This window comes from Hydrogenophaga taeniospiralis (assembly GCF_020510445.1).
Classification (GTDB): domain Bacteria; phylum Pseudomonadota; class Gammaproteobacteria; order Burkholderiales; family Burkholderiaceae_C; genus Hydrogenophaga.
In genome coordinates this window covers 760,409-779,712 of sequence record NZ_JAHBAG010000001.1, presented here as the reverse complement: position 1 = coordinate 779,712, position 19,304 = coordinate 760,409, and the positions used below count along the sequence as shown (strand labels likewise).

16 protein-coding genes and 1 pseudogene are annotated in these 19,304 nt (G+C 68.7%); 10 read left to right on the top strand and 7 right to left on the bottom strand.

Annotated features, from left to right (window positions below):
• Positions 1–8: 8 nt before the first annotated feature.
• Positions 9–2,207, top strand: a complete 2,199-nt coding sequence (locus tag KIH07_RS03765) for a CotH kinase family protein (RefSeq protein ID WP_226490689.1) — start codon at positions 9–11, stop codon at positions 2,205–2,207.
• A gap of 99 nt (positions 2,208–2,306) precedes the next feature.
• Here the strand turns inward: KIH07_RS03765 and KIH07_RS03760 are convergent, their stop codons facing one another.
• Positions 2,307–4,706: a heavy metal translocating P-type ATPase gene (locus KIH07_RS03760; protein WP_226490688.1), complete on the bottom strand. Its 2,400-nt coding sequence runs from the start codon at positions 4,704–4,706 to the stop codon at positions 2,307–2,309.
• Between the two features lie 239 nt (positions 4,707–4,945).
• Here KIH07_RS03760 and KIH07_RS03755 point away from each other — a divergent pair, with 239 nt between their 5' ends.
• Both KIH07_RS03755 and cueR read left to right on the top strand, forming a co-directional pair.
• Positions 4,946–5,143 carry a heavy-metal-associated domain-containing protein gene (locus tag KIH07_RS03755; protein ID WP_226490687.1) on the top strand — a complete coding sequence of 66 codons (198 nt, stop codon included), beginning with the start codon at positions 4,946–4,948 and terminating at the stop codon, positions 5,141–5,143.
• Complete coding sequence (gene cueR, locus KIH07_RS03750) at positions 5,140–5,604, top strand: Cu(I)-responsive transcriptional regulator (protein ID WP_226490686.1); 465 nt, start codon at positions 5,140–5,142, stop codon at positions 5,602–5,604. Before KIH07_RS03755 ends, cueR begins: the two co-directional genes overlap by 4 nt.
• A gap of 29 nt (positions 5,605–5,633) precedes the next feature.
• On the opposite strand, the gene KIH07_RS03745 is transcribed toward cueR, so the two are convergent.
• From KIH07_RS03745 to KIH07_RS03730, 4 genes and pseudogenes are all read right to left on the bottom strand, one after another.
• Positions 5,634–6,110, bottom strand: coding sequence for a chromate resistance protein ChrB domain-containing protein (locus KIH07_RS03745; RefSeq protein WP_226494615.1), 477 nt, complete (start codon positions 6,108–6,110; stop codon positions 5,634–5,636).
• Between the two features lie 30 nt (positions 6,111–6,140).
• Positions 6,141–6,428 (bottom strand): annotated as a pseudogene (locus KIH07_RS03740) (rhodanese-like domain-containing protein); the annotation flags it as partial.
• A 29-nt stretch (positions 6,429–6,457) separates the two neighbouring features.
• Positions 6,458–7,819: a chromate efflux transporter gene (gene chrA / locus KIH07_RS03735; protein WP_226490685.1), complete on the bottom strand. Its 1,362-nt coding sequence runs from the start codon at positions 7,817–7,819 to the stop codon at positions 6,458–6,460.
• A complete protein-coding gene (locus KIH07_RS03730) occupies positions 7,816–8,754 on the bottom strand; it encodes a chromate resistance protein ChrB domain-containing protein (protein ID WP_226490684.1) in 939 nt (312 codons plus the stop codon). Before KIH07_RS03730 ends, chrA begins: the two co-directional genes overlap by 4 nt.
• A 187-nt stretch (positions 8,755–8,941) precedes the next feature.
• On the opposite strand from KIH07_RS03730, the gene KIH07_RS03725 reads away from it, so the two are divergent.
• The 3 genes from KIH07_RS03725 (at position 8,942) to KIH07_RS03715 (ending at position 13,714) form a co-directional block, all read left to right on the top strand.
• The gene (locus tag KIH07_RS03725; RefSeq protein WP_226490683.1) at positions 8,942–9,529 is read left to right on the top strand and encodes a Spy/CpxP family protein refolding chaperone; all 588 of its coding nucleotides are present in this window, start codon (positions 8,942–8,944) and stop codon (positions 9,527–9,529) included.
• A 105-nt stretch (positions 9,530–9,634) separates the two neighbouring features.
• A complete protein-coding gene (gene ubiM, locus KIH07_RS03720; protein ID WP_226490682.1) occupies positions 9,635–10,849 on the top strand; it encodes a 5-demethoxyubiquinol-8 5-hydroxylase UbiM in 1,215 nt (404 codons plus the stop codon).
• A gap of 186 nt (positions 10,850–11,035) precedes the next feature.
• Entirely contained in the window at positions 11,036–13,714 is a 2,679-nt protein-coding gene (locus KIH07_RS03715) for a bifunctional acetate--CoA ligase family protein/GNAT family N-acetyltransferase (protein WP_226490681.1), read from the top strand.
• A gap of 1,082 nt (positions 13,715–14,796) precedes the next feature.
• On the opposite strand, the gene KIH07_RS03710 is transcribed toward KIH07_RS03715, so the two are convergent.
• Positions 14,797–15,732, bottom strand: coding sequence for a prenyltransferase (locus KIH07_RS03710; RefSeq protein WP_226490680.1), 936 nt, complete (start codon positions 15,730–15,732; stop codon positions 14,797–14,799).
• Positions 15,733–15,937: 205 nt separating this feature from the next.
• Between KIH07_RS03710 and minC the strand changes: the two genes are divergently transcribed.
• Genes minC through minE form a run of 3 tightly spaced genes read left to right on the top strand, consistent with a single transcriptional unit; the run spans position 15,938 to position 17,827 of the window.
• Complete coding sequence (minC, locus tag KIH07_RS03705; RefSeq protein WP_226490679.1) at positions 15,938–16,702, top strand: septum site-determining protein MinC; 765 nt, start codon at positions 15,938–15,940, stop codon at positions 16,700–16,702.
• 46 nt (positions 16,703–16,748) lie between these two features.
• Entirely contained in the window at positions 16,749–17,564 is an 816-nt protein-coding gene (gene minD, locus KIH07_RS03700) for a septum site-determining protein MinD (RefSeq protein WP_226490678.1), read from the top strand.
• A gap of 2 nt (positions 17,565–17,566) precedes the next feature.
• Positions 17,567–17,827 (top strand): cell division topological specificity factor MinE, encoded by a 261-nt coding sequence (gene minE, locus KIH07_RS03695; RefSeq protein WP_068170598.1) that lies wholly within the window; start codon positions 17,567–17,569, stop codon positions 17,825–17,827.
• 51 nt (positions 17,828–17,878) lie between these two features.
• Here minE and KIH07_RS03690 read toward each other — a convergent pair whose 3' ends face one another.
• On the bottom strand, positions 17,879–18,298 hold the full coding sequence (locus KIH07_RS03690) for a nuclear transport factor 2 family protein (RefSeq protein ID WP_226490677.1): 420 nt from the start codon (positions 18,296–18,298) through the stop codon (positions 17,879–17,881).
• 92 nt (positions 18,299–18,390) lie between these two features.
• On the opposite strand from KIH07_RS03690, the gene KIH07_RS03685 reads away from it, so the two are divergent.
• Positions 18,391–19,287 carry a LysR family transcriptional regulator gene (locus tag KIH07_RS03685; protein WP_226490676.1) on the top strand — a complete coding sequence of 299 codons (897 nt, stop codon included), beginning with the start codon at positions 18,391–18,393 and terminating at the stop codon, positions 19,285–19,287.
• Positions 19,288–19,304 lie beyond the last annotated feature (17 nt).

Below are 19,304 nucleotides of genomic sequence, written 5' to 3'. Positions count from 1 at the left end.
CCGCTTGTATGTCCCTGCACCGCATCGCCTTTGCCCTGTCTGCCGCGCTGCTGCTTGCGGCCTGCGTCGAGTGGGACGCACAACAGCCCGGGCGCAAACCGGTGGCTCTCGATGAACCCGCCTTTTCGCACGAGAGCGGCTTCTACGACTCGGACATCAGCGTGGCCCTGTCCCACCCCGATCCGACGGTGGCGGTGTATTACACGCTGGACGGCTCCGATCCCGACCCGGACAACGTCAATGGCACGACCTACCGCTACAAGCTGCAGTACCCCAAGGACCCCGGCGATCCATTCGGAGAGTTCCATGCGCAGACCTACCGGAGCGTCCGCTACAAGCACCCGATACGCATCACGGACCGCTCGAAAGAGCCCGACCGGATCGCCCGGATTTCGACCACGCTTCACGACGTCGAGCCCTACTACGTCACCCCGCTGATGGCGTTGAGTGCCACGCAAAGGCGTGTCAACGACGCCGTGGAGCCGATCAACGGCGGACTGGCCTCCTTCAACCAGTCGATCCAGGACCGGCTGGGCACCACGGACTTTCAGCTGCCCGCCATTCCCACCATCGACCAGCGCCCCCAGGCACGGCTTCTGAAGGGCACCGTGCTCAGGGCCATTGCCATCAAGAAGGGCGGCGCTCGCAGTGACATCGCCACGGCCAGCTACTTCGTGATCCCCCGCCAAACCTTCAAGCTGCCGGTGGTGTCGCTGGTGACCCAGGAAGACCGGCTTTTTGGCTACGAACAGGGCGTCATGGTGGCCGGCAAGACCTTTGACGACTTTCGCCGCAAATACCCCAGCCATCGCATCCGCGGTGGCACCGCCCCGGCCAACTGGCATGCCCGGGGCGACGACATTCCCGCCCACTTCCAGTATTTCCCGGCCGTCGAGAAACCGGAAAAAGCGAGCATGGACCAGCGCATCGGCGTCCGGGTCCACGGAGGGTTCAGCCGGTCCAACGCCAGCAAATCGCTGCGTCTCTACGCCCGCAAACGTTACGGCAAAAACAAGTTCCAGCACCCGGTCTTCGGGGAGGACCACAACCACAAGAAGCTGATCCTGCGCAACTCGGGCAACGACTTCCAGAAAACCATGTTCAAGGATGCCGCCGCACAGGCGGTGGTGCGGCACCTGAACATCGAGACACAGGGCTATCAGCCGGTCGTCACGTTCATCAACGGCGAGTACTGGGGCCTTTTGAACCTGCGCGAGTATTTCGACACCGACCACTTCTCGGAGAAATACGCCATCCCCGAAAAGGACATCGAGCTGGTGGAGAACAACGCGGTGATCGAAGGCGACCCGACGCACTGGAACCTGGTCATGGCCTTCTTCGAGAAGTCCGATCTGCGCCGCGAAGAAGCCTACCGCCAGGCCAGCAAGCTGATCGACATCGACAGCCTGATCGACCACCAGATCGCCAACATCTTCATCGGGAACGTCGACTGGCCGCACAACAACGTCAAGGCCTGGCGCTACCGGGGCAAGGCACCGCGGTACGCCAGCCAAGGTGTGCTGGACGGCCGGTGGCGGTGGCTGCAGTACGACGCCGATCTGGCCCTGACGATCCCGTCCGTCAACATCCTGGCCGGTGCCCTGCATCCACGGGGCACCAAGAATCTCGACGGCGTGGCGTGGTCCACCCTGTTGCTGCGAAAGCTCATGGAGAACGACGACTTCAGGACCCGGTTCATCAACCGGTTTGCCGATCTGCTCAGCACCACGTTCGACGCCGAACACACCTCCCGCACCGTCCTCCAGCTGCAGAACGACATCCGGCCGGAAATGCCGCGCCATCTTGAGCGCTGGAAGGTGCCTGCCAACGTGGACGTGTGGGCCCAGCATGTCCAGTCGATGCTGACCTTCCTGCGGCAGCGGCCCGCCATCCAGCGCGCACAGCTGATCGATCAGTTCCAGCTGAAAGGAACCTATTCCCTGACGGTCGACATCCCCGATGCGCGGCAGGGCCACATCCGGATCAACACCCTCCAGACACCCGATCTTCCGGACCATCCCGGGGCCGAAGGCGTGTGGACCGGCATCTACTTCTCGGGCGTCCCACTGGAACTGGAAGCCATCGCCAAGCCTTGTTACGCCTTCAAACGCTGGCGCGGTATCGACTCGACCAACGCCTCCACGCGGATCACAGCGACCCAGGACACGCAGGTTGCCGCTGAGTTCGAGCCGGTGTGCGCACCGTGAAACGGCCCGGAGGTGCATCGCCGGCCCAATCCGGCCAAATCGTCCCAACCCCCCGGACCACGAAGGCCCCGATGTCGACGGGCCGCACCGCCTTCGGCTCTACACCGGCGGCTTCCAGCGCTTGAGCAACAGGGCGTTGCTCACCACACTGACCGAACTCAGCGCCATGGCCGCGCCGGCCAGCACCGGGCTGAGGTAGCCCAGCGCGGCCAGCGGGATGCCGGCGGCGTTGTAGGCGAAGGCCCAGAACAGGTTCTGCCGGATCTTGCTCACGGTGCGGCGCGAAATGTCGAGCGCGGCGGCCACCAGCATCGGGTCGCCGCGCATGAGCGTGATGCCGGCCGCGTGCATCGCCACGTCCGAACTGCCGCCCTGGCTGTGGCTCATGGCCAGGCCCACGTCGGCGGCGGCCAGCGCGGGCGCGTCGTTCACGCCGTCGCCCACCATGGCCACGGTGTGGCCCCCGCGCTGCGTCGCTGGCGCGGGCCGCGGCGCGGCGGCGGGATCGGAACCGTCCTGGCCACCCTCCGCCGCCGCCAGCGCGGCCAGGCCTGGCGGGGCTTCGCGCTCGCCCCGCTTGAGCCGCTGCACCACCGCCGCCTTGTCTCCCGGCAGCACCTCGGCGATCACCTCGCCGGCCTCGGCCCGCAGCCCCAGGGTCTTGGCCATGGCCAGTGCCGCGCCCCGGTTGTCGCCGGACACCATGAACAGGCGCAGCCCCTGCGCGCGCAGCCCGGCCAGCGCGGCGGCCGCGCCGGGTTTGGGTTCGTCGGCGAACGCCAGCAGGGCCAGCGGCGCCCACGGCCGGGCGCCGTCCGGGGCGCCGTCGCCCTGCGCCGCGAGCACCGACACCGTCGCGCCTTCGGCCTGCAGCGCTTGCGCGCGCTCGGCCAGCGGGCCCAGGCTGGCGCCGAGCTCGTCCATCCAGCGCAGGCTGCCCAGCGCCAGCGGCGCGCCCTGCACCGTGCCCAGGCTGCCGCGCCCGGCCACCGCCTGCACGTCCTGCGCCGCGTCGGGCGAGACCACCAGCCCCCGCGACGCGGCGGCTTCCAGCACGGCGCGGGCCAGGGGGTGCGCGCTGTGCACCTGCAAGGCCGAGGCCGCCTGCAGCACCGCCAGCTCGTCCACGCCCGGGCTGGCCTCGATCACCCGCAGCCGCGGGTGGCCGACCGTCAGCGTGCCGGTCTTGTCGAAGGCCACGGTGTCCACACGGTGCGCGATCTCCAGCGCCTGCGCGTCCTTGATCAGGATGCCGTGCTGCGCCGCCACACCGGTGCCGGCCATAATGGCCGCAGGCGTGGCCAGCCCCAGCGCGCAGGGGCAGGCGATCACCAGCACCGCCACCGCGTGCAGCAGCGCTTCTTCCATCGGCGCGCCTGTGTAGAGCCAGGCCCCCAGCGTGACCAGCGCGATCACCAGCACCACCGGCACGAACACCGCCGCCACCTGGTCCACCAGGCGCTGCACCGGCGCCTTGGCGGCCTGCGCGTCCTGCACCAGCGCGATGATCTGCGCCAGCACGCTCTGCGCCCCCACGGCGCGCACCCGCAGCTCCAGCGAGCCCTCGCCATTGAGCGAACCGCCGGTGACGAAATCGCCCACGTCCTTGGTCACCGGCATGGGCTCGCCGGTCAACATGGACTCGTCGGCCTGCGAATGGCCCAGCAGCACCTCGCCATCGGCGGCGAAACGTTCGCCCGGCAACACGCGGATCCGATCGCCCGGCAGCAGCTCTTCCACCGGCACGTCGGTCGGCTCGCTGCGCTGGATCCCGTCGGGCAACAAATGAGCGCGCTCCGGGCGCAGCGCGTGCAGCGCGCGGATAGCGCTGGTGGTCTGGCGCTTGGCGCGCGCTTCGAGCCACTTGCCCAGCAGCACCAGGGTGATCACCACCGCCGAGCCCTCGTAATACAGGTGCACCATCTCGCCGGGCTCGGCGCGCCACCACAGCCAGGTCGACAGCGCCCAGCCCGCCGTGGTGCCGATGGCCACCAGCAATTCCATGTTGCCGGTGAGCGCCTTGAGCGCGTGCCAGCCGGCCTTGTAGAAACGCGCACCGAGCCAGAACTGCACCGGCGTGGCCAACGCGAACTGCAGCCACGACGGCAGCATCCAGTGTTGGCCAAACAGGTCGCCCACCATGGGCAGGGCCAGCGGCGCCGAGAGCAGCAGGCCCGCGAGCACCGGCAGCAGGTCCAGCGGAACGCCCATCCAGTGTTCGCCGACGTCGGCGTCCATGGCCTCCAGGGCGCGCGGCTCGTAGCCCGCGTCGCGCACCGCGCGGCGGATGCGCGCCACGGTCTCGGCGTCCTGCGCGCCGCTCAGGGTGACGCGCGCCGATTCGGTGGCCAGGTTCACGCTGGCCGCGCTCACGCCCGGCTGCTTCTTCAGCACCCGTTCGACCCGGGACACGCAGGAGGCGCAGGTCATGCCGCCCACCCCCAGATCGAGCTGGTACGAGGAAGAAAGGTTCGGGGCTTCTAGGGTTGCTGTGTTCATGGGATCTGTTCAAGCACACGCCGTGGAACCGCCCTTGGACAAGCTCGGGACGGGCCATTGGCGTGGTCCCCTGGGGGGAGACGCGCAGCGGCGCAGGGGGTAACGCCAAAGCCGCAGCATAAGCTTTCCCCCCGTGGGAAGGTCAAGCGGCAAGGTGTATCGCGAGGTGTATCGTCGGGGGCTTGACCTTGACACGGTGTCAAGCCTGAAGATACCGTTCCCCCAACCAGGAGCACCCCATGAACCAGATCTTTTCCGTGCAGGGCATGACCTGCGGCCACTGCGAAAAGGCCGTGACCACCGCCATCCGCAGCCTCGACCCCCAGGCCGAGGTGCGCATCGACCGGGGCCAGAACCGGGTGGAGGTGCAGACCGATCGGCCGCGCGAGGCGGTGGCCGAAGCGATCCGCGAAGAGGGCTACACGGTGGCGGCATGAAAACCGACGCCGGTGCCCTCGAACCCGCCGACGCGGGCGACGCCGCGCTGTCGGCGGTGAGCGCCTGGCCGGTCAACATCGGCACCGCCGCGCGGCTCAGCGGCATCTCGCCCAAGATGCTGCGCCACTACGAGTCGCTCGGCCTGCTGGCTGCGGTGACCCGCACCGACAGCAACTACCGCCAATACAGCCTGGCCGACGTGCACACGCTGCGCTTCGTCCGGCGCGCACGCGACATGGGCTTCAGCCTGGACGCCATCGCCGAGCTCGTGGGCCTGTGGCACAACCGCCGGCGCAGCAGCGCCAGCGTCAAGCGCATCGCGCAGAAGCACCACGACGAGCTGGCCCAGCGCATCGAGGCGCTGCAGGCCATGCAGCGCACGCTGGGCGATCTGCTGTGCCACTGCCCCGGCAACGAGCGGCCCGACTGCCCCATCCTGGACGATCTGGCCCAGCTCTGAGGGGGTGCGCGATCCCGGCCCCGGCGGGCTCACATCGCCGGTGGCCAGCGGTGGGTTTCGCCCTGCCCTTGTTCGCACCAGGCGTGCAGCGCGTCGTACATCACCATCCCATGGCCGAGCATCTCCTGGTCGTCGGCGAAGCGCTTCGACAGCCCGAGCGAGAGCGCATACAGCCCCGCCGACTGCGGCGTGAGGTCCAGCCGCTCGGTGTCGGCGCCGCGCACGATGTCGGCGAGCTGCCGCAGGGCCGGCGTCTGCAGGTCGTAGCGCTCCAGGAAGGCATCAAAACTGCACAGCGGCCCCACGTGGCTCAGCGCCACCCCGGGGATGTCGAACGGCGTGGCCCCGGTCTGCTCGGCCACCCGCAGCACCTCGGCCGCGGGCACAAAAAGAAACCGCGCCCGCGGGTCGATGAAACGCGCCACCAGCCAGGGGCAGGCGATGCGGTCGATCTTGGGGCGCTCGCGCGTCACCCACTGTGAGCCCGAGGGCGTGGCCTCGGCCAGCGCCTGCACCGGGCACCCCGCCGCTTGCCAGCCGGCGAAACCACCCTGCAGGAAGAAAGCCGACACGCCCATGGCGCGCAGGGCCGCGGCCAGGCCCTGGCCGATCTCCATGCCGTGTGCGCAGTACACCACCACCGGCCCGGGCGACGGCACCAGGCTGTCTTTCCAGTCCAGCCAGTGCGCCGGGTCGTGCCAGATCGCTCCCGCGATCTGGGCACCCGCCTCCACACGGGCCGCTTCCCGCCGCACATCCAGCAGCACGGGCGCGGGGTTGCCGCGCAGCAGCCGGGACAGTTCTTCCACCGAGATGGCATCCATGGTTCACTCCTTGAAACGGACAGACGCGCTCATCCCCACAAGCGCCACAACAAGCCCAACACCGCGCAAGCCGCGATCACCTCCATCACCCCGCGCTTGAACCGCAGCAGCGCCAGCGCCGCGCCCAGCGCGATCAGGGCCGAGACCGCGTCGAACGGCCCGGCGAAACCCTGGGGCCACAACACGTGGTAACCGAAGAACAGCGTCAGGTTCGCGATCACGCCCACCACCGCGGCGGTGATGGCCGTCAGCGGCGCGGTGAACTTGAGGTCGCCGTGGGTGGACTCCACCAGCGGCCCGCCCGCGAAGATGAACAGGAACGACGGCAGGAAGGTGAACCAGGTCACCAGCGCCGCCGCCAGCGCGCCGGCCAGGAACAGGGCCTCGGGGCCCAGGACCGCCTTCACGTAGGCGCCGACAAAGCCCACGAAGGCCACCACCATGATCAGCGGGCCCGGCGTGGTCTCGCCCAGGGCCAGGCCATCGATCATCTGCACCGGCGTGAGCCAGCCGTAGTGCCCCACCGCGCCCTGGACCACGTAGGGCAGCACGGCGTAGGCCCCGCCAAAGGTGAGCAGCGCCGCCTTGGTGAAGAACCAGCCCATCTGGGTGAACGTGTGCTGCCAGCCCAGCAGCACCGTCAACAGGGCCATGGGCACGGCCCAGAGCACCGCGCCCACCACCACCACCCCCGCCAGCCGACTCCAGCGGAACCGGGCGTGCGCCGGTGGCGGGGTGTGGTCGTCGATCAGCGCCGGGCCGTACGAGGCGCCGCTCTGCCCATGGCCGCCACCGGTGGCGAAGTGCCGGGGCGCCATCCGGCCCCCGACGTGGCCGACCAGGGCGGCGGCCGCGACGATGGCCGGAAACGGCACGTTGAGCGCGAAGATCGCCACCAGCGAGGCCGCCGCGATGCCCCAGAGCCAGCGGTTTTTCAGCGCCCGCGAGCCGATGCGGTAGGCCGCCTGCAACACGATCGCCGTCACCGCGGGCTTGATGCCGTAGAACAGCCCGGCCACCCAGGGCACATCGCCGTACGCGATGTAGACCCACGACAGACCGATCAGGATGAACAGCGAGGGCAGCACGAACAACACCCCGGCGACGATGCCGCCCCAGGTGCGGTGCAGCATCCAGCCGATGTAGGTCGCCAGCTGCTGCGCCTCCGGGCCGGGCAGCAGCATGCAGTAGTTCAATGCGTGCAGAAAGCGCCGCTCCGAGATCCAGCGCCGGCGCTCCACCAGCTCCTGGTGCATCACGGCGATCTGCCCGGCCGGCCCCCCGAAGCTGATGAAGCCGAGCTTGAGCCAGAAGGCAAAGGCCTGCCAGAAGCCGGCCGCCTCGGGGGGCGCCAGGCCGGCTTCGGCGGTAGGGGTGGGCGTGGGGTTCATGGTGGGGGGTCGCCTGGGGTGAAACTGGCCAGCAGGCCGTCGAACACGGCGTGGGCCGTGGCCAGCAATTGGTCGTCGTCGGTGATGGCGTCGCGCAGCCCGGCCAGCACGCTTTCCACGCCCGCCGCCTCGGGCGGCTGCACGCCGCCGACGTCGAGGAAATGCACCAGCTGGCCCAGGCGCACCAGCGCCGGCTGCTCCAGCCCGAAGCTGGCCAGCAGCACCTCGAACGTGACGCGGGCGCCGACGTGGCTGAACCGGGCGCCGTCGAAGTCGAAGCCCAGCGCATCGGCGGGGCAGTCGCGCGGGTCGGCCAGCCAGTGCAGGCGGGCCTGCCGGTCGATGAAGCGCTGGATCAGCCAGGCGCTGGCCAGCCGGTCCACCCAGGGCCGTTGCCGGGTGGCCCAGCTGCGGCCCTGGTGGTCGGCCAGCGCCAGGCGGGCAATGGGGCCTTCGACGGCCCGCGGCTCGTCGGGGGCCGCCGCGCGGGCGCAGGCCAGCTCCAGCTCCACCACGGCGGCCTCGGCCTGGCGGCGGGCCTCGCCGGGGAAAAAGTCGATCTCGCCCAGGCTCCCCAGGGCCTTGCGCAGCTTGCGTGCCTGCTTGAGCGCATCGAGCGGCTTGTCCACGCCCAGCGCCTGGCGCACCCGGGCCACCTCGGCGAGCAGGGCGGCGTAGTCCACGCTGCGGTCGAACAGACCCCGGAAATTCGCCTGCGGCGGTTCCTCCATGCGCAGCACCAGGGCGGTCCCGCCGGCGTCGCGCACATCGGCCGCCAGGCCGTCGAGCGTGGCGCGGCAGGTCCCGGTTTCGGGCAGCACATACACACCGTCGCGCAGCACCGCCGCGCCCGAGGCCTTGAGCGCCCGCCAGGCCCGCATGCGCACGGTGGTGTTCTCGGTGGGTAGGCTGGTGATGAGGGATATCCAAAACATGATGTTTACTATTCTTCATTTTTGTAGAAAAGTAAACACATATTTTTCCCAAGGGAAACGGAACAAATCTTTACAGAGCGGCAGCACAGCCGCACAAGGCAGAAACACGCGGCGACCACACTGGCATCACTCCACGGCAACCCTCGCTTGTGGAAGCCCAGGTCCATCAACGTCTCCAGGAGTGATCATGAAACTGTCCCCGAAACGCGCCCTCATCGCCGCCGCCCTCGCCACCGCCTTTGTCGGCATCTCGGCCACCGCCATCGCCCAGGGCGCGGCTGGCGTGCCCAGCGACATGCGTGCCCAGCACATGGCGCAGCGCGTCGAAGCCGGCACCCCCGACGCACAACAAGCCGACCAGCGCCACGCCCAGCGCATGGAGCGCATGCACAAACGCATGGCCGAGCGCCAGGCCCAGCTCAAGGCCGAACTCAAGCTCAGCCCGGAGCAGGAAGCCGCCTGGAGCGCCTTCGTGGCGCGCACCGCCCCCGAGCCCCGGGGGCCCATGGCCGGCGCGCGTGAAGACTGGTCCAAGCTGACCACGCCGCAGCGCCTGGACAAGATGCAGGCGCTCAGGGCCGAACGCGACGCGCAGATGGCCAAGCGCATCGACGCCACCAAGAGCTTCTACGCGGCCCTCACGCCCGAGCAGCAAAAGGTGTTCGACGCCCAGGCCCATGGCGGCTTTCGCCACGCCGGCATGAAGGGTGAGCGCGGCATGGGCCGCCACGGTGGGGGCATGGGCTGCGACAGCCCGGCACAACCGCGCAGCTGATCGCCTTCGCGCGCCCCGTTGCCACCACAGCCCCGGCACGCCGGGGCTGTTTCACTTGACCTGAGTCAATCCGCACCGCGCGGCCAGCCGATAAGCTGCCCCGCCATGGACTTCGACCTCATCATCATCGGCGCGGGCCCCGCCGGCCTGTGCCTGGCGCGTGCGCTGCGCGGCAGCGGTCTGCGCAGCTGCCTCATCGAACAGCAGCCCCGCGAGTCGCTGCAGGACCCCGCTTTCGACGGCCGGGAAATCGCCCTGACCCAGCACAGCGCCGAGCTGCTGCGACAGCTCGGCATCTGGCCGCTGCTGGGCGAGGCCCACGTCGCGCCGCTCAAGGACGCCCTGGTGCTCAACGGCGGCTGTGGCCCGAACCAGGCGCGCATGTTGATCAGCCACCGCCTGAGCCCACGCTCCGAGCTCGGCCACCTGGTGGCCAACCACCACATCCGCCGCGCCGCCTTCGCCGCCGCGCTGGCCGACGGCGCCGGCGACGGCCAGCCACCCGAGCTGCGCTGCTGCGAACAGGTCGTGCGCATCCACACCGACGCGCGCGCCGCCCAGGTCACCCTCGGCAGCGGCCAGACGCTCAGCGCCCGGCTCGCCGTGGCCGCCGACAGCCGCCACTCCAGCACCCGCCGCGCCATGGGCATCCCGGCCGACATGCACGACTACGGTCGCACCATGCTGGTCTGCAACATGACGCACGAGCAGCCCCACCACGCCACCGCCTGGGAGTGGTTCGACCACGGCCAGACGCTGGCGCTGCTGCCCATGAACCCCTGCCCCCGGACCGGTCAGCACCGCTCCTCGGTGGTGCTGACCCTGGCCAGCCACGAATTGCAGCCCCTGCTGGAGCTGGACGAAACGGCCTTCGGCCAGGCCATGACGCGGCGCTTCGGCCAGCAGCTCGGCGCCATGCGGCTGGCCAGCACGCGCCACGCCTACCCGCTGGTGGGCGTGTGGGCGCGCCGCCTGGTGGCGCAGCGTTTCGCCGCCGTGGGCGACGCCGCCGTGGGCATGCACCCGGTCACCGCGCACGGTTTCAACCTCGGCCTGCGCAGCATCGACACCCTGTCCAGCGCCCTGATCGCCGCGCACCAGCAGGGCCAGGACATCGCCTCGCCCGCCCTGCTCGAGCGCTACCAGCAGACCCACCAGCGCGCCAGCCGCGGCCTGTACCTGGCCACGCACGCGGTGGCCACGCTCTACACCCGCGAACAGACGCCCGCGCGCTGGCTGCGCCACGCCATGGTGGGCCTCGGTGAGCGTTTCACCCCGTTCAAACGCGCCATGGCCGCCAGCCTGACCGGCCTGGCCTGAGCACCCGGACACCGCTTGCCCCCATCCGCGCCGCGCACCTGAAAACCCCAGTCCCCCACTCCCCGCTGCACGAAACCTTCGCGCGGGGCGCATGATCTCCAGCCAGAACGACCCCCCATTGCCCCAGCCCGGCGCCCGGGTCACCTGAGGACCCAAGGGCGCGTGCACCACCGGCGCGAGAGCCCCATGGACAAACACTACCTCACCCCCCTGTTCCAGCCCGACACCATCGCGGTGTTCGCGGGCAAGTCCGACGAGCCCGAGACCCAGACCCCGCAAGCCCGGGGGCTGCTGGGCGCGCTGCGCGCGCAGCGCTTCAAGGGCACGCTGGTGTTCCTGGACATCCACACCACCGGCACCCTGGCCGATCTGGCGCAGACCCGCGCCGACCTGGCCATCATCGCCCTGCCACCGCTGGAGGCCATCGCCGCGCTGGAGGTGGCCGGGCGCATCAAGTGCCGTGCCGCGCTGGTCATCGGCAGTGGCACGCCGGCCCTGGAGGCCGCTGAAATGCACCGCGTGGCGCGCCGCCACGGCATGCACCTGCTCGGGCCCAACAGCCTGGGCCTGCAGCGCACGCGCTGCCTGCTCAACGCCAGCGTGGCCGGGCCGCTGGCCGCGCCCGGGCCGCTGGCCCTGGTGTCGCAGTCCGGTGCGCTCACCGCCTCCATCCTCGACTGGGCCACCGAAAATGCGGTGGGCTTCTCCACCGTGGTCTCGCTCGGCCCCAACACCTCGGTGGACATCGCCCAGGTGCTCGATTTTCTCGCCTCCGACGCCCAAACGCACAGCATCGTCGTCTATCTGGAAGGCATCTCCAGCGCCCGCCGTTTCATGAGCGCGCTGCGCGCCGCCGCCAACGCCAAACCGGTGATCGTGCTCAAGGCCGGCCGCAAACCCGCCGGCAACCTGGCCGCGCAGACCCACAGCGGCGCCATCGTCGGCGCCGACGACGTGTTCGACGCCGCCCTGCGCCGCGCCGGCGCGGTGCGCGTGCGTTCCTTCGTCGAGCTGTTTTCGGCCTCCAAGTGCCTGGCCTCGCGCTACCGCCCGGTGGGCAAACGCCTGGCCATCGTCACCAACGGCGGCGGCCCCGGTGTGCTCGCCGCCGACTGGGCCAACGAAATCCAGCTGGAGCTGGGCAAGCTTTCCCCCGAAACCGCCCACGCCCTCAAGCCCCAGCTGCCCCCGCTGGCCTCGCTCAGCGACCTGATCGACCTGTCGGAAGAGGCCAACGCGGAGCACTACCGCGCCGCGATCGACGCCGCCGGCCACGAAAAGACGGTGGACGGCATCCTGGTGGTGCATTCGCCCAAGGCCGGCATCGACCCCACAGCGGTGGCCCAGGCCATGGCCGAGCTGAAAAAACGCCTGGGCAAGCCGCTGCTGTGCTGCTGGATGGGCAGCGCGTCGGTGGCCGCCGCGCGCGAGGTGCTGGCCAACGCCGCCATCCCCAGCTTTCGCACGCCCGAGGCCGCCGTGGGCGCCTTCGGCAACATCGCCAGCTTCTACCAGAACCAGCAACTGCTGCAGCAGACCCCGCCGCCCCTGTCCGCCCTGGCCAAGCCCGACATCGAGGGCGCGCGCCTGCTGATCGAAAACGTGCTCACCGAACGGCGCAAGGTGCTCACCGAAATGGAGTCCAAGGCCCTGCTCTCGGCCTTCCACATCCCGGTCACCCAGACCATCCTGGCGCGCAGCGCCAACGAGGCCATGATGATCGCCACCCAGCTGGGCTACCCGGTGGCGCTCAAGATCGACTCGCCCGACATCAGCCACAAGAGCGACGTCAACGGCGTGGCGCTCAACGTCATGAACGCCGTCGGCGTGCGCGACATCTACAACACCATGATCCAGGCCGTGGCCAAGGTGCAGCCCGGCGCCCGCATCAACGGCGTGACGATCCAGAAGATGGCGCGCAACAAGCGCGGGCGCGAACTCAACGTGGGTCTGGTCACCGACGATCCCTTCGGCCCGGTGATCGCGTTTGGCGCCGGCGGCACCATGATCGAGCTCATCAACGACCGTGCCATGGAGCTGCCCCCGCTCAACCAGTTCCTGGCGCGCCGCCTGATCGACCGCTCGCGCGTGGCCGAAACCCTGGGCGAGTGGCGCGGCGCCAGCGCGGTGGACATGGACGCGCTGGAACACGTGCTGCTGCGCGTCTCGGAAATGGTCTGCGAACTGCCCCAGCTGCGCGAGATGGACATCAACCCCATCATCGTGGACGAATCGGGTGCGGTGGCGGTGGATGCGCGCATCGTGATCGACAGCGCGCCGGCCACGGCGCGCAACTACGCCCACCTGGCCATCCTGCCCTACCCGGCGCGCTACGAGCAGATCTGGCCGCTGCGCGGCGGTGGCGAATACACCATCCGCCCGATCCACCCCGACGACGCCCAGATGCTGCAGGACCTGGTGCAGAACCTGTCGCCCGAGAGCCGCTATTTCCGCTTCGTGTCCTCGCTCAAGGAACTGCCCGCCTCCATGCTCTCGCGCCTGACCCTGATCGACTACGACCGCGAAATGGCGCTGGTGGCCATCCACCGCAGCCGCCAGACCGACGCCGAAGGCGAAACCGTGGAAACCGAGCGCGTCGTCGGTGTGTCGCGCTACATCACCAACCCCGACAAATCGAGCTGCGAGTTCTCGCTGGTGGTGGCCGACGACTTCAACGGCAAAGGCCTGGGCTCGCGCCTGATGTTGAGCATCATGGAAGAAGCCCGCGACAAGGGCCTGGCCGAGATCGAGGGCCTGGTGCTGGCCAACAACCCCGGCATGCTCAAACTCATGAAGGGCCTGGGCTTCACGGTCAAGACCTTCCCCGAAGACGCCGACTTCAAACTGGTCACGCACAGCCTGTGAAGCCCGGCCGGCCGGGTGACCGCGCCGGAACCCAGCCTTGCAACCGCCCACCCGGGCGGTTTTTCTTTGTCCCTTGCTATCTCTCTATCTTCTTTAATTCAAATTAGTAGCAGTAGTAGAAGGGCTCGTTTTCTGTGGACAAGGCGCTTTTCCCATAGCGCGACAAGCACTTGGCGACCGTACAAGCGTGTGCAAACCGCCCCGCTGCCCAAATCCCGAAACGGGGACAACCCGGCTTGCGGCACCTCTTCTGTGGACAACACAAGGCTTGTTCAAAAGTTAATCACAGGGTTGTGATCAAGCTCCGGGCGAAGGCCTGTCCGAGGTGCCCCACCGTCGACCTTAAGCACCCGGCTGCCGCGCTCTGCGGCCAGCACAGGGCCGAACCTCTTGGGCCATGGTCAGGACGGCCGGCAGGTCCAAAGAAGGCCCCCACCCCCACAGAGAACCCGGGAAGACCGCCTGGAGGCTTCCAGCCGCTGGCCCGGTCCGTTTGGACCACGGAAACAGCTTCCGGAATCCGTTGACGACCCTGATTGCGACCGAAACATCCGCAACCCCCAGGAAAACCACCTTGGCCGATGACCGTGAGGCCATGGCTCGGTCGAGCCGACATCTCAGGTTTCCAAAACGAGGGGGAGTCCGGTTTCTGCGGCTGTTCTCTTATCTCTTATTTCCAATTATTTAAATTAGTAGCAGTAGTAGAAGGCCCTGTTTTCTGTGGACAAGGCAGGTTTTTCCTAGCGCGACAAAGACTTGATGACCGTACAAGCGTGTGCAAACCGCCCCGCTGCACAAATCCCGAAACGGGGACAACCTGGCGTTTTCCACGGATTCTGTGGATAACATATGGCTTGTTATAAAAATATCCACAGGGTTGTTACTAACCTTGAGCTTGGGCAGGCGGCGCAACCCAGGGCACCGCCGGGCCACTCGCATCGCCCCTTGAAAAGGACAGGCTCAGCGCGACCGACGTGAACCTTCTCCGGAGCGCGGGTACCCCAGCCCAGAACGCCGCGGAACTGGCTCTGCCAGGCCGCAGGCGTTGCCCCCTGGGGGGTCGCGCGCAGCGCGGCGGGGGGTTATCTCAAGCCAAAGCCCCAGGTCATGCCCAGGCCGTGCAGCAGCGTGGCCGCCACGGTGAGCGCGAGCGCCGGCTTCAGCCGCTGGGGCTGCCGGGCGTGCCACAGCAGCCAGGCCAGCGCCGCCAGCGAAAAAGGCAGCGACACCAGGCCCCAGAGCGCCTGGGTGGGCGGGATCAGCAGCCAGACACTGAGCACCAGCCACAGGTGGGCGCCCAGCACCAGACCCCCGTAGAGGGCACTGGCGCCCAACGGCCCGAGCCGCACCACCAGGGTGCGTTTGCCCACCTGGGCATCGGCCGCCGCGTCGGGGATGCCGTTGATCACCAGCAGCGCGGCCACCATCAGCGCAAACCCCGCGGCCGCGCTGGCCGGGATCACGAAGAACTGGCGCCGCTGCACGTAGTCGGCGCCGACCACGACCAGAAACCAGGTCAGCGCCACCGTGAGCTCACCCAGCCCGCGCGACATCAGCTTGAGCGGCGGCGCGGAGTAGGCCCAGGCCAGCAGCAGACCGGCCATGCCCAGCAGCAAGACCCCGCCCCCGGCCTTCACCGCCAGCAGCAGGCCGGCCGGTACCAGAAACAGCAGCAGGGCCTTGGCCAGATCGGCGGTTTCGGTTTCGCTCACCACGCCGCTCTGGATCAGCCGCGAGCCGCCGGTGAAGGGAAAGATGCCCTGGGTGTTGGCCGCGTCCGCGCCGTTGCGCGCGTCGTGCAGGTCGTTGAGCACGTTGCCGGCGGCGTGGGCCAGCACCGCCAGCGCGGTGGCACCCAGCGCCAGCGGCGCGTCGAACCCGCAACCGCAGGCCGCCGCCGTGGCCGTGCCCAGGGCACAGGCCACCACCGTGAGCAGCAGGAAAGCCGGGCGCGTCATGCGCACCAGCAGGCCCAGGCGCGCCAGCCGGGTCGGGGTTGGGGTGGGTGCATCGCTCATACAGGGGTCAGTATGCACTGCCGACCGCGTTTTTGAGGTCGTGACCATGGCCCGGGCGCCCGGGTCGTGTGGCGCAAAAACACGTGTGCTGACAGCTCTCACAGGAGGTCACGCGCCGCCCTTGGGGCCCTGCGGGGTGGCTGGTAAACTGCCCGCTTCATAGGGCCTGGCAGCGGCTGGCCCCGATCGGCCCCCGTACTGCCCCATGTCCACCACCCTCAGCGCCAGCGCCCCCTCCACCTTCGAGATCAAGAGCGCCAACCTGCCGCTGGTGGCCCTGCTGCTCAAATCCGCCGACCTCACCCGCCTGAGCGCGGAGTTCGCCCAGCGCTTTGGCGACGTGCCCGATTTCTTCGACCACGACCCCCTCGTGGTCGATCTGTTTCCCCTGCAGGTGTTCGAGCCCGGTGCCGCGCTGGATGTGGGTGCCCTGTGTGCGCTGCTGCGCCAGTACCGCCTGAACCCGCTGGCGGTGCGCGGCGGCAACGACGAACAGATGGCCCTGGCCCTGGCCGCCGGCCTCACGCCCGCGCCCGACGCCGCCGTGCAGCGCCCGGCGCCGGCCGCCCCCATCACGGCCGCGGCACCGATCCCCGAACCCGTCGCCCAGCCGCAGCCGGCACCCGGCGCCCTGGTCATCGACAAACCCCTGCGCTCGGGCCAGCAGGTGTACGCGCGTGGCCGCGACCTGGTGGTCATGGCCATGGTCAACCCGGGCGCCGAGGTGATCGCCGACGGCCACATCCACGTGTACGCGCCGCTGCGTGGCAAGGCCATCGCCGGCGCGCGTGGCAACGTCGACGCCCGCATCTTCGCCCTGGCCATGGCGCCCGAGCTGATCTCCATCGCTGGCATCTACCGCACCAGCGAAGTCGCCCTGCCCGAGGCCATCCAGGGCAAGCCGGCCCAGGTGCGCCTGCTGCCTGGCCCCGATGGCGACAAGCTCGTGATCGACCCCTTGTCCGTCTGATGCCCGCGCATCCCGTTCCCACCCCGATCCTGAAAGACCCCTCACCATGACCAAAATCGTTGTCGTCACCTCCGGCAAAGGCGGGGTTGGCAAGACCACCACCAGCGCCAGTTTCTCCACCGGTCTGGCCCTGCGCGGCCACAAGACCGCCGTGATCGACTTCGACGTCGGCTTGCGCAACCTTGACCTGATCATGGGCTGCGAGCGCCGCGTGGTGTACGACCTGATCAACGTCATCCAGGGCGAGGCCAACCTGAACCAGGCGCTGATCAAGGACAAGCAGTGCGACAACCTGTACGTGCTGGCCGCCAGCCAGACGCGCGACAAGGATGCGCTGAGCCAGGAAGGCGTGCACAAGGTGCTGACCGATCTGGCCGCCATGGGCTTTGAGTACATCGTCTGCGACTCGCCGGCTGGCATCGAGACCGGGGCCCTGATGGCCATGCACTACGCCGACGAAGCGCTGATCGTGACCAACCCCGAAGTCTCCAGCGTGCGCGACTCCGACCGCATACTGGGCATGCTGGGCAGCAAGACGCAGCGCGCCATCGACGGCAAGGACCCGGTCAAGGAACACCTGCTGATCACCCGCTACAACCCCGGCCGCGTGGCCGACGGCCAGATGCTCAGCCTGGAAGACATCCAGGACATCCTGCGCATCCAGCTCATCGGCGTCATCCCCGAGAGCGAAAACGTGCTCACCGCGTCCAACCAGGGCACGCCCGCGATCCACCTCAAGGGCACCGACGTGGCCGAGGCCTACAGCGACGTGATCGACCGCTTCCTGGGCGCCGAAAAACCCCTGCGCTTCATCGAGGCCGAGAAGGCGGGCTTCTTCAAGCGCGTGTTCGGAAGGAAGTGAGCATGTCCTTTCTTTCCTTCTTTCTGGGCGAGAAAAAGAAGACCGCCAGCGTCGCCAAGGAGCGGCTGCAGATCATCCTGGCGCACGAGCGCAGCGGGCGCAACGCCTCCGAGCCCGATTACCTGCCCGCGCTGCAGCGCGAGCTGGTGGCTGTGATCGGCAAATACATCAAGATCAATCCGGACGACATCAAGGTCATGCTGGAGCGCCAGGACAACCTGGACGTGCTCGAAGTCAAGATCGAACTGCCCGACCGCAAGTAGAGTGGCCGGTGCCGTGCCCCCGAGGGGGCGGTGTCAGACCGGGTCGGGGGCTCACCCCGGCTTCTGCGGCGTGGGTGCGTATTTGTCGCCCACCTGTTCGCGCAGCGGATGCGTGTCGTAAACGATGTGCATGCTCTGGATTCGAGCGCTGCCCGGCCGGAACCCGAACACATCCACGCATGTGAAGTTCACCTGCCGGCCGTCGTTGAGTGTCCAGTCGTAGCGGAAATAGGCCGCGACACGCACGGTGCTTGTGTCGGGCTCGACCGGGGCAAAGAGATCGATCAGCGTGATCACGCTGCGACTCGACGCCTGTTGCAGCTTTCCGAAGAATTCGCGAGCGACCATGGTGCCCAGAAACGGGGAGTGGACCACGCCGTCGTCTTCAAACGCGGCAATCAGCCCGGCGGTGTCGCCGGCGTGCAGATGCTTCAGGTAGGTGCGAACGGTTTCTAGGGGTTGTTGCGTCATGGGGGGCTCCTTTCGGGTGGAAGAGGCCAGAGCTTTGCATCCACCGCCGCCGAAGACAAGCCACAATGGACGCCAATCCATAAATGGTGTTTATGTATATCCGTTACCTCGAATACCTCAGGCGGGTTGTGGAACATGGCTCCTTTGCCGCTGCGGCCCAGGCGGTGGGGGTGTCGCAACCCGCCATCAGCCACGGCATCCGGCAGCTGCAGCGGCATTTTGCGTCTCCGTTGCTGGTACGGTCCGGGCGCCGCAGCATGCCCACCGAGTTGGCCCTTCGGGTGGCGTCGGATGGCATGGCCTTGACCGAGCGGATGGATGCACTGGTCGCGGCGACGCCCCACCGGAGCGCCGCCAGCGTCCTGCGTGTGGGCCTCACGCCGTCGGCCGCGCTGGTGTGCGGGCCCGCCTTGTACAGCGCCTGGTGCCAGGGGCGTGCGCGCCGCCGCCTGGAGCTGTCAACCGCGGACGAGGGCCACCTGCTGGCGGGTCTGAAAAGGCACGGGTACGACATGGTGGTGTCGCCACGCCCCCGTGGGTTCAACCCCAGGGGACTGACGTGCCAGGCGCTCTATCAGCTCCAGCCGGTGGTCTATGCCCGCAAAGCACATCCGCTGTCGAAGGCGCGGACGCTGGCCGACCTGCAGGGCGCGGCATGGGTTTCGGTGGGACCGAGTGTCCGTGGTCCCGTGGACGTTCTGACAGAGGCTTTTGCCGTGCGCCGCATGACGCCACCCTGTGTGGCTGTGAGTTGCCCGGACTACGCCAGCATGCTGAACCTGATGTCGCACTCGGACCTGCTCGGGGTCGTCCCGCACCCTGTGCTGCTGACGGGGGATGCGCGGCAGTTGCTGGTCCCGCTGCGTCTGCGCGAGGCCTTGCCGCTCTATGAGATGTGGGTGTTCCAGGTGGCAGGCTCGCGCCAACCGGTGAGGCAGGTGGTGCAGCAGCTGTCGCAGGCGCTGGCCGTCCTGGCTCCAGGGTCCTGAACCGGACCCACCCGGAC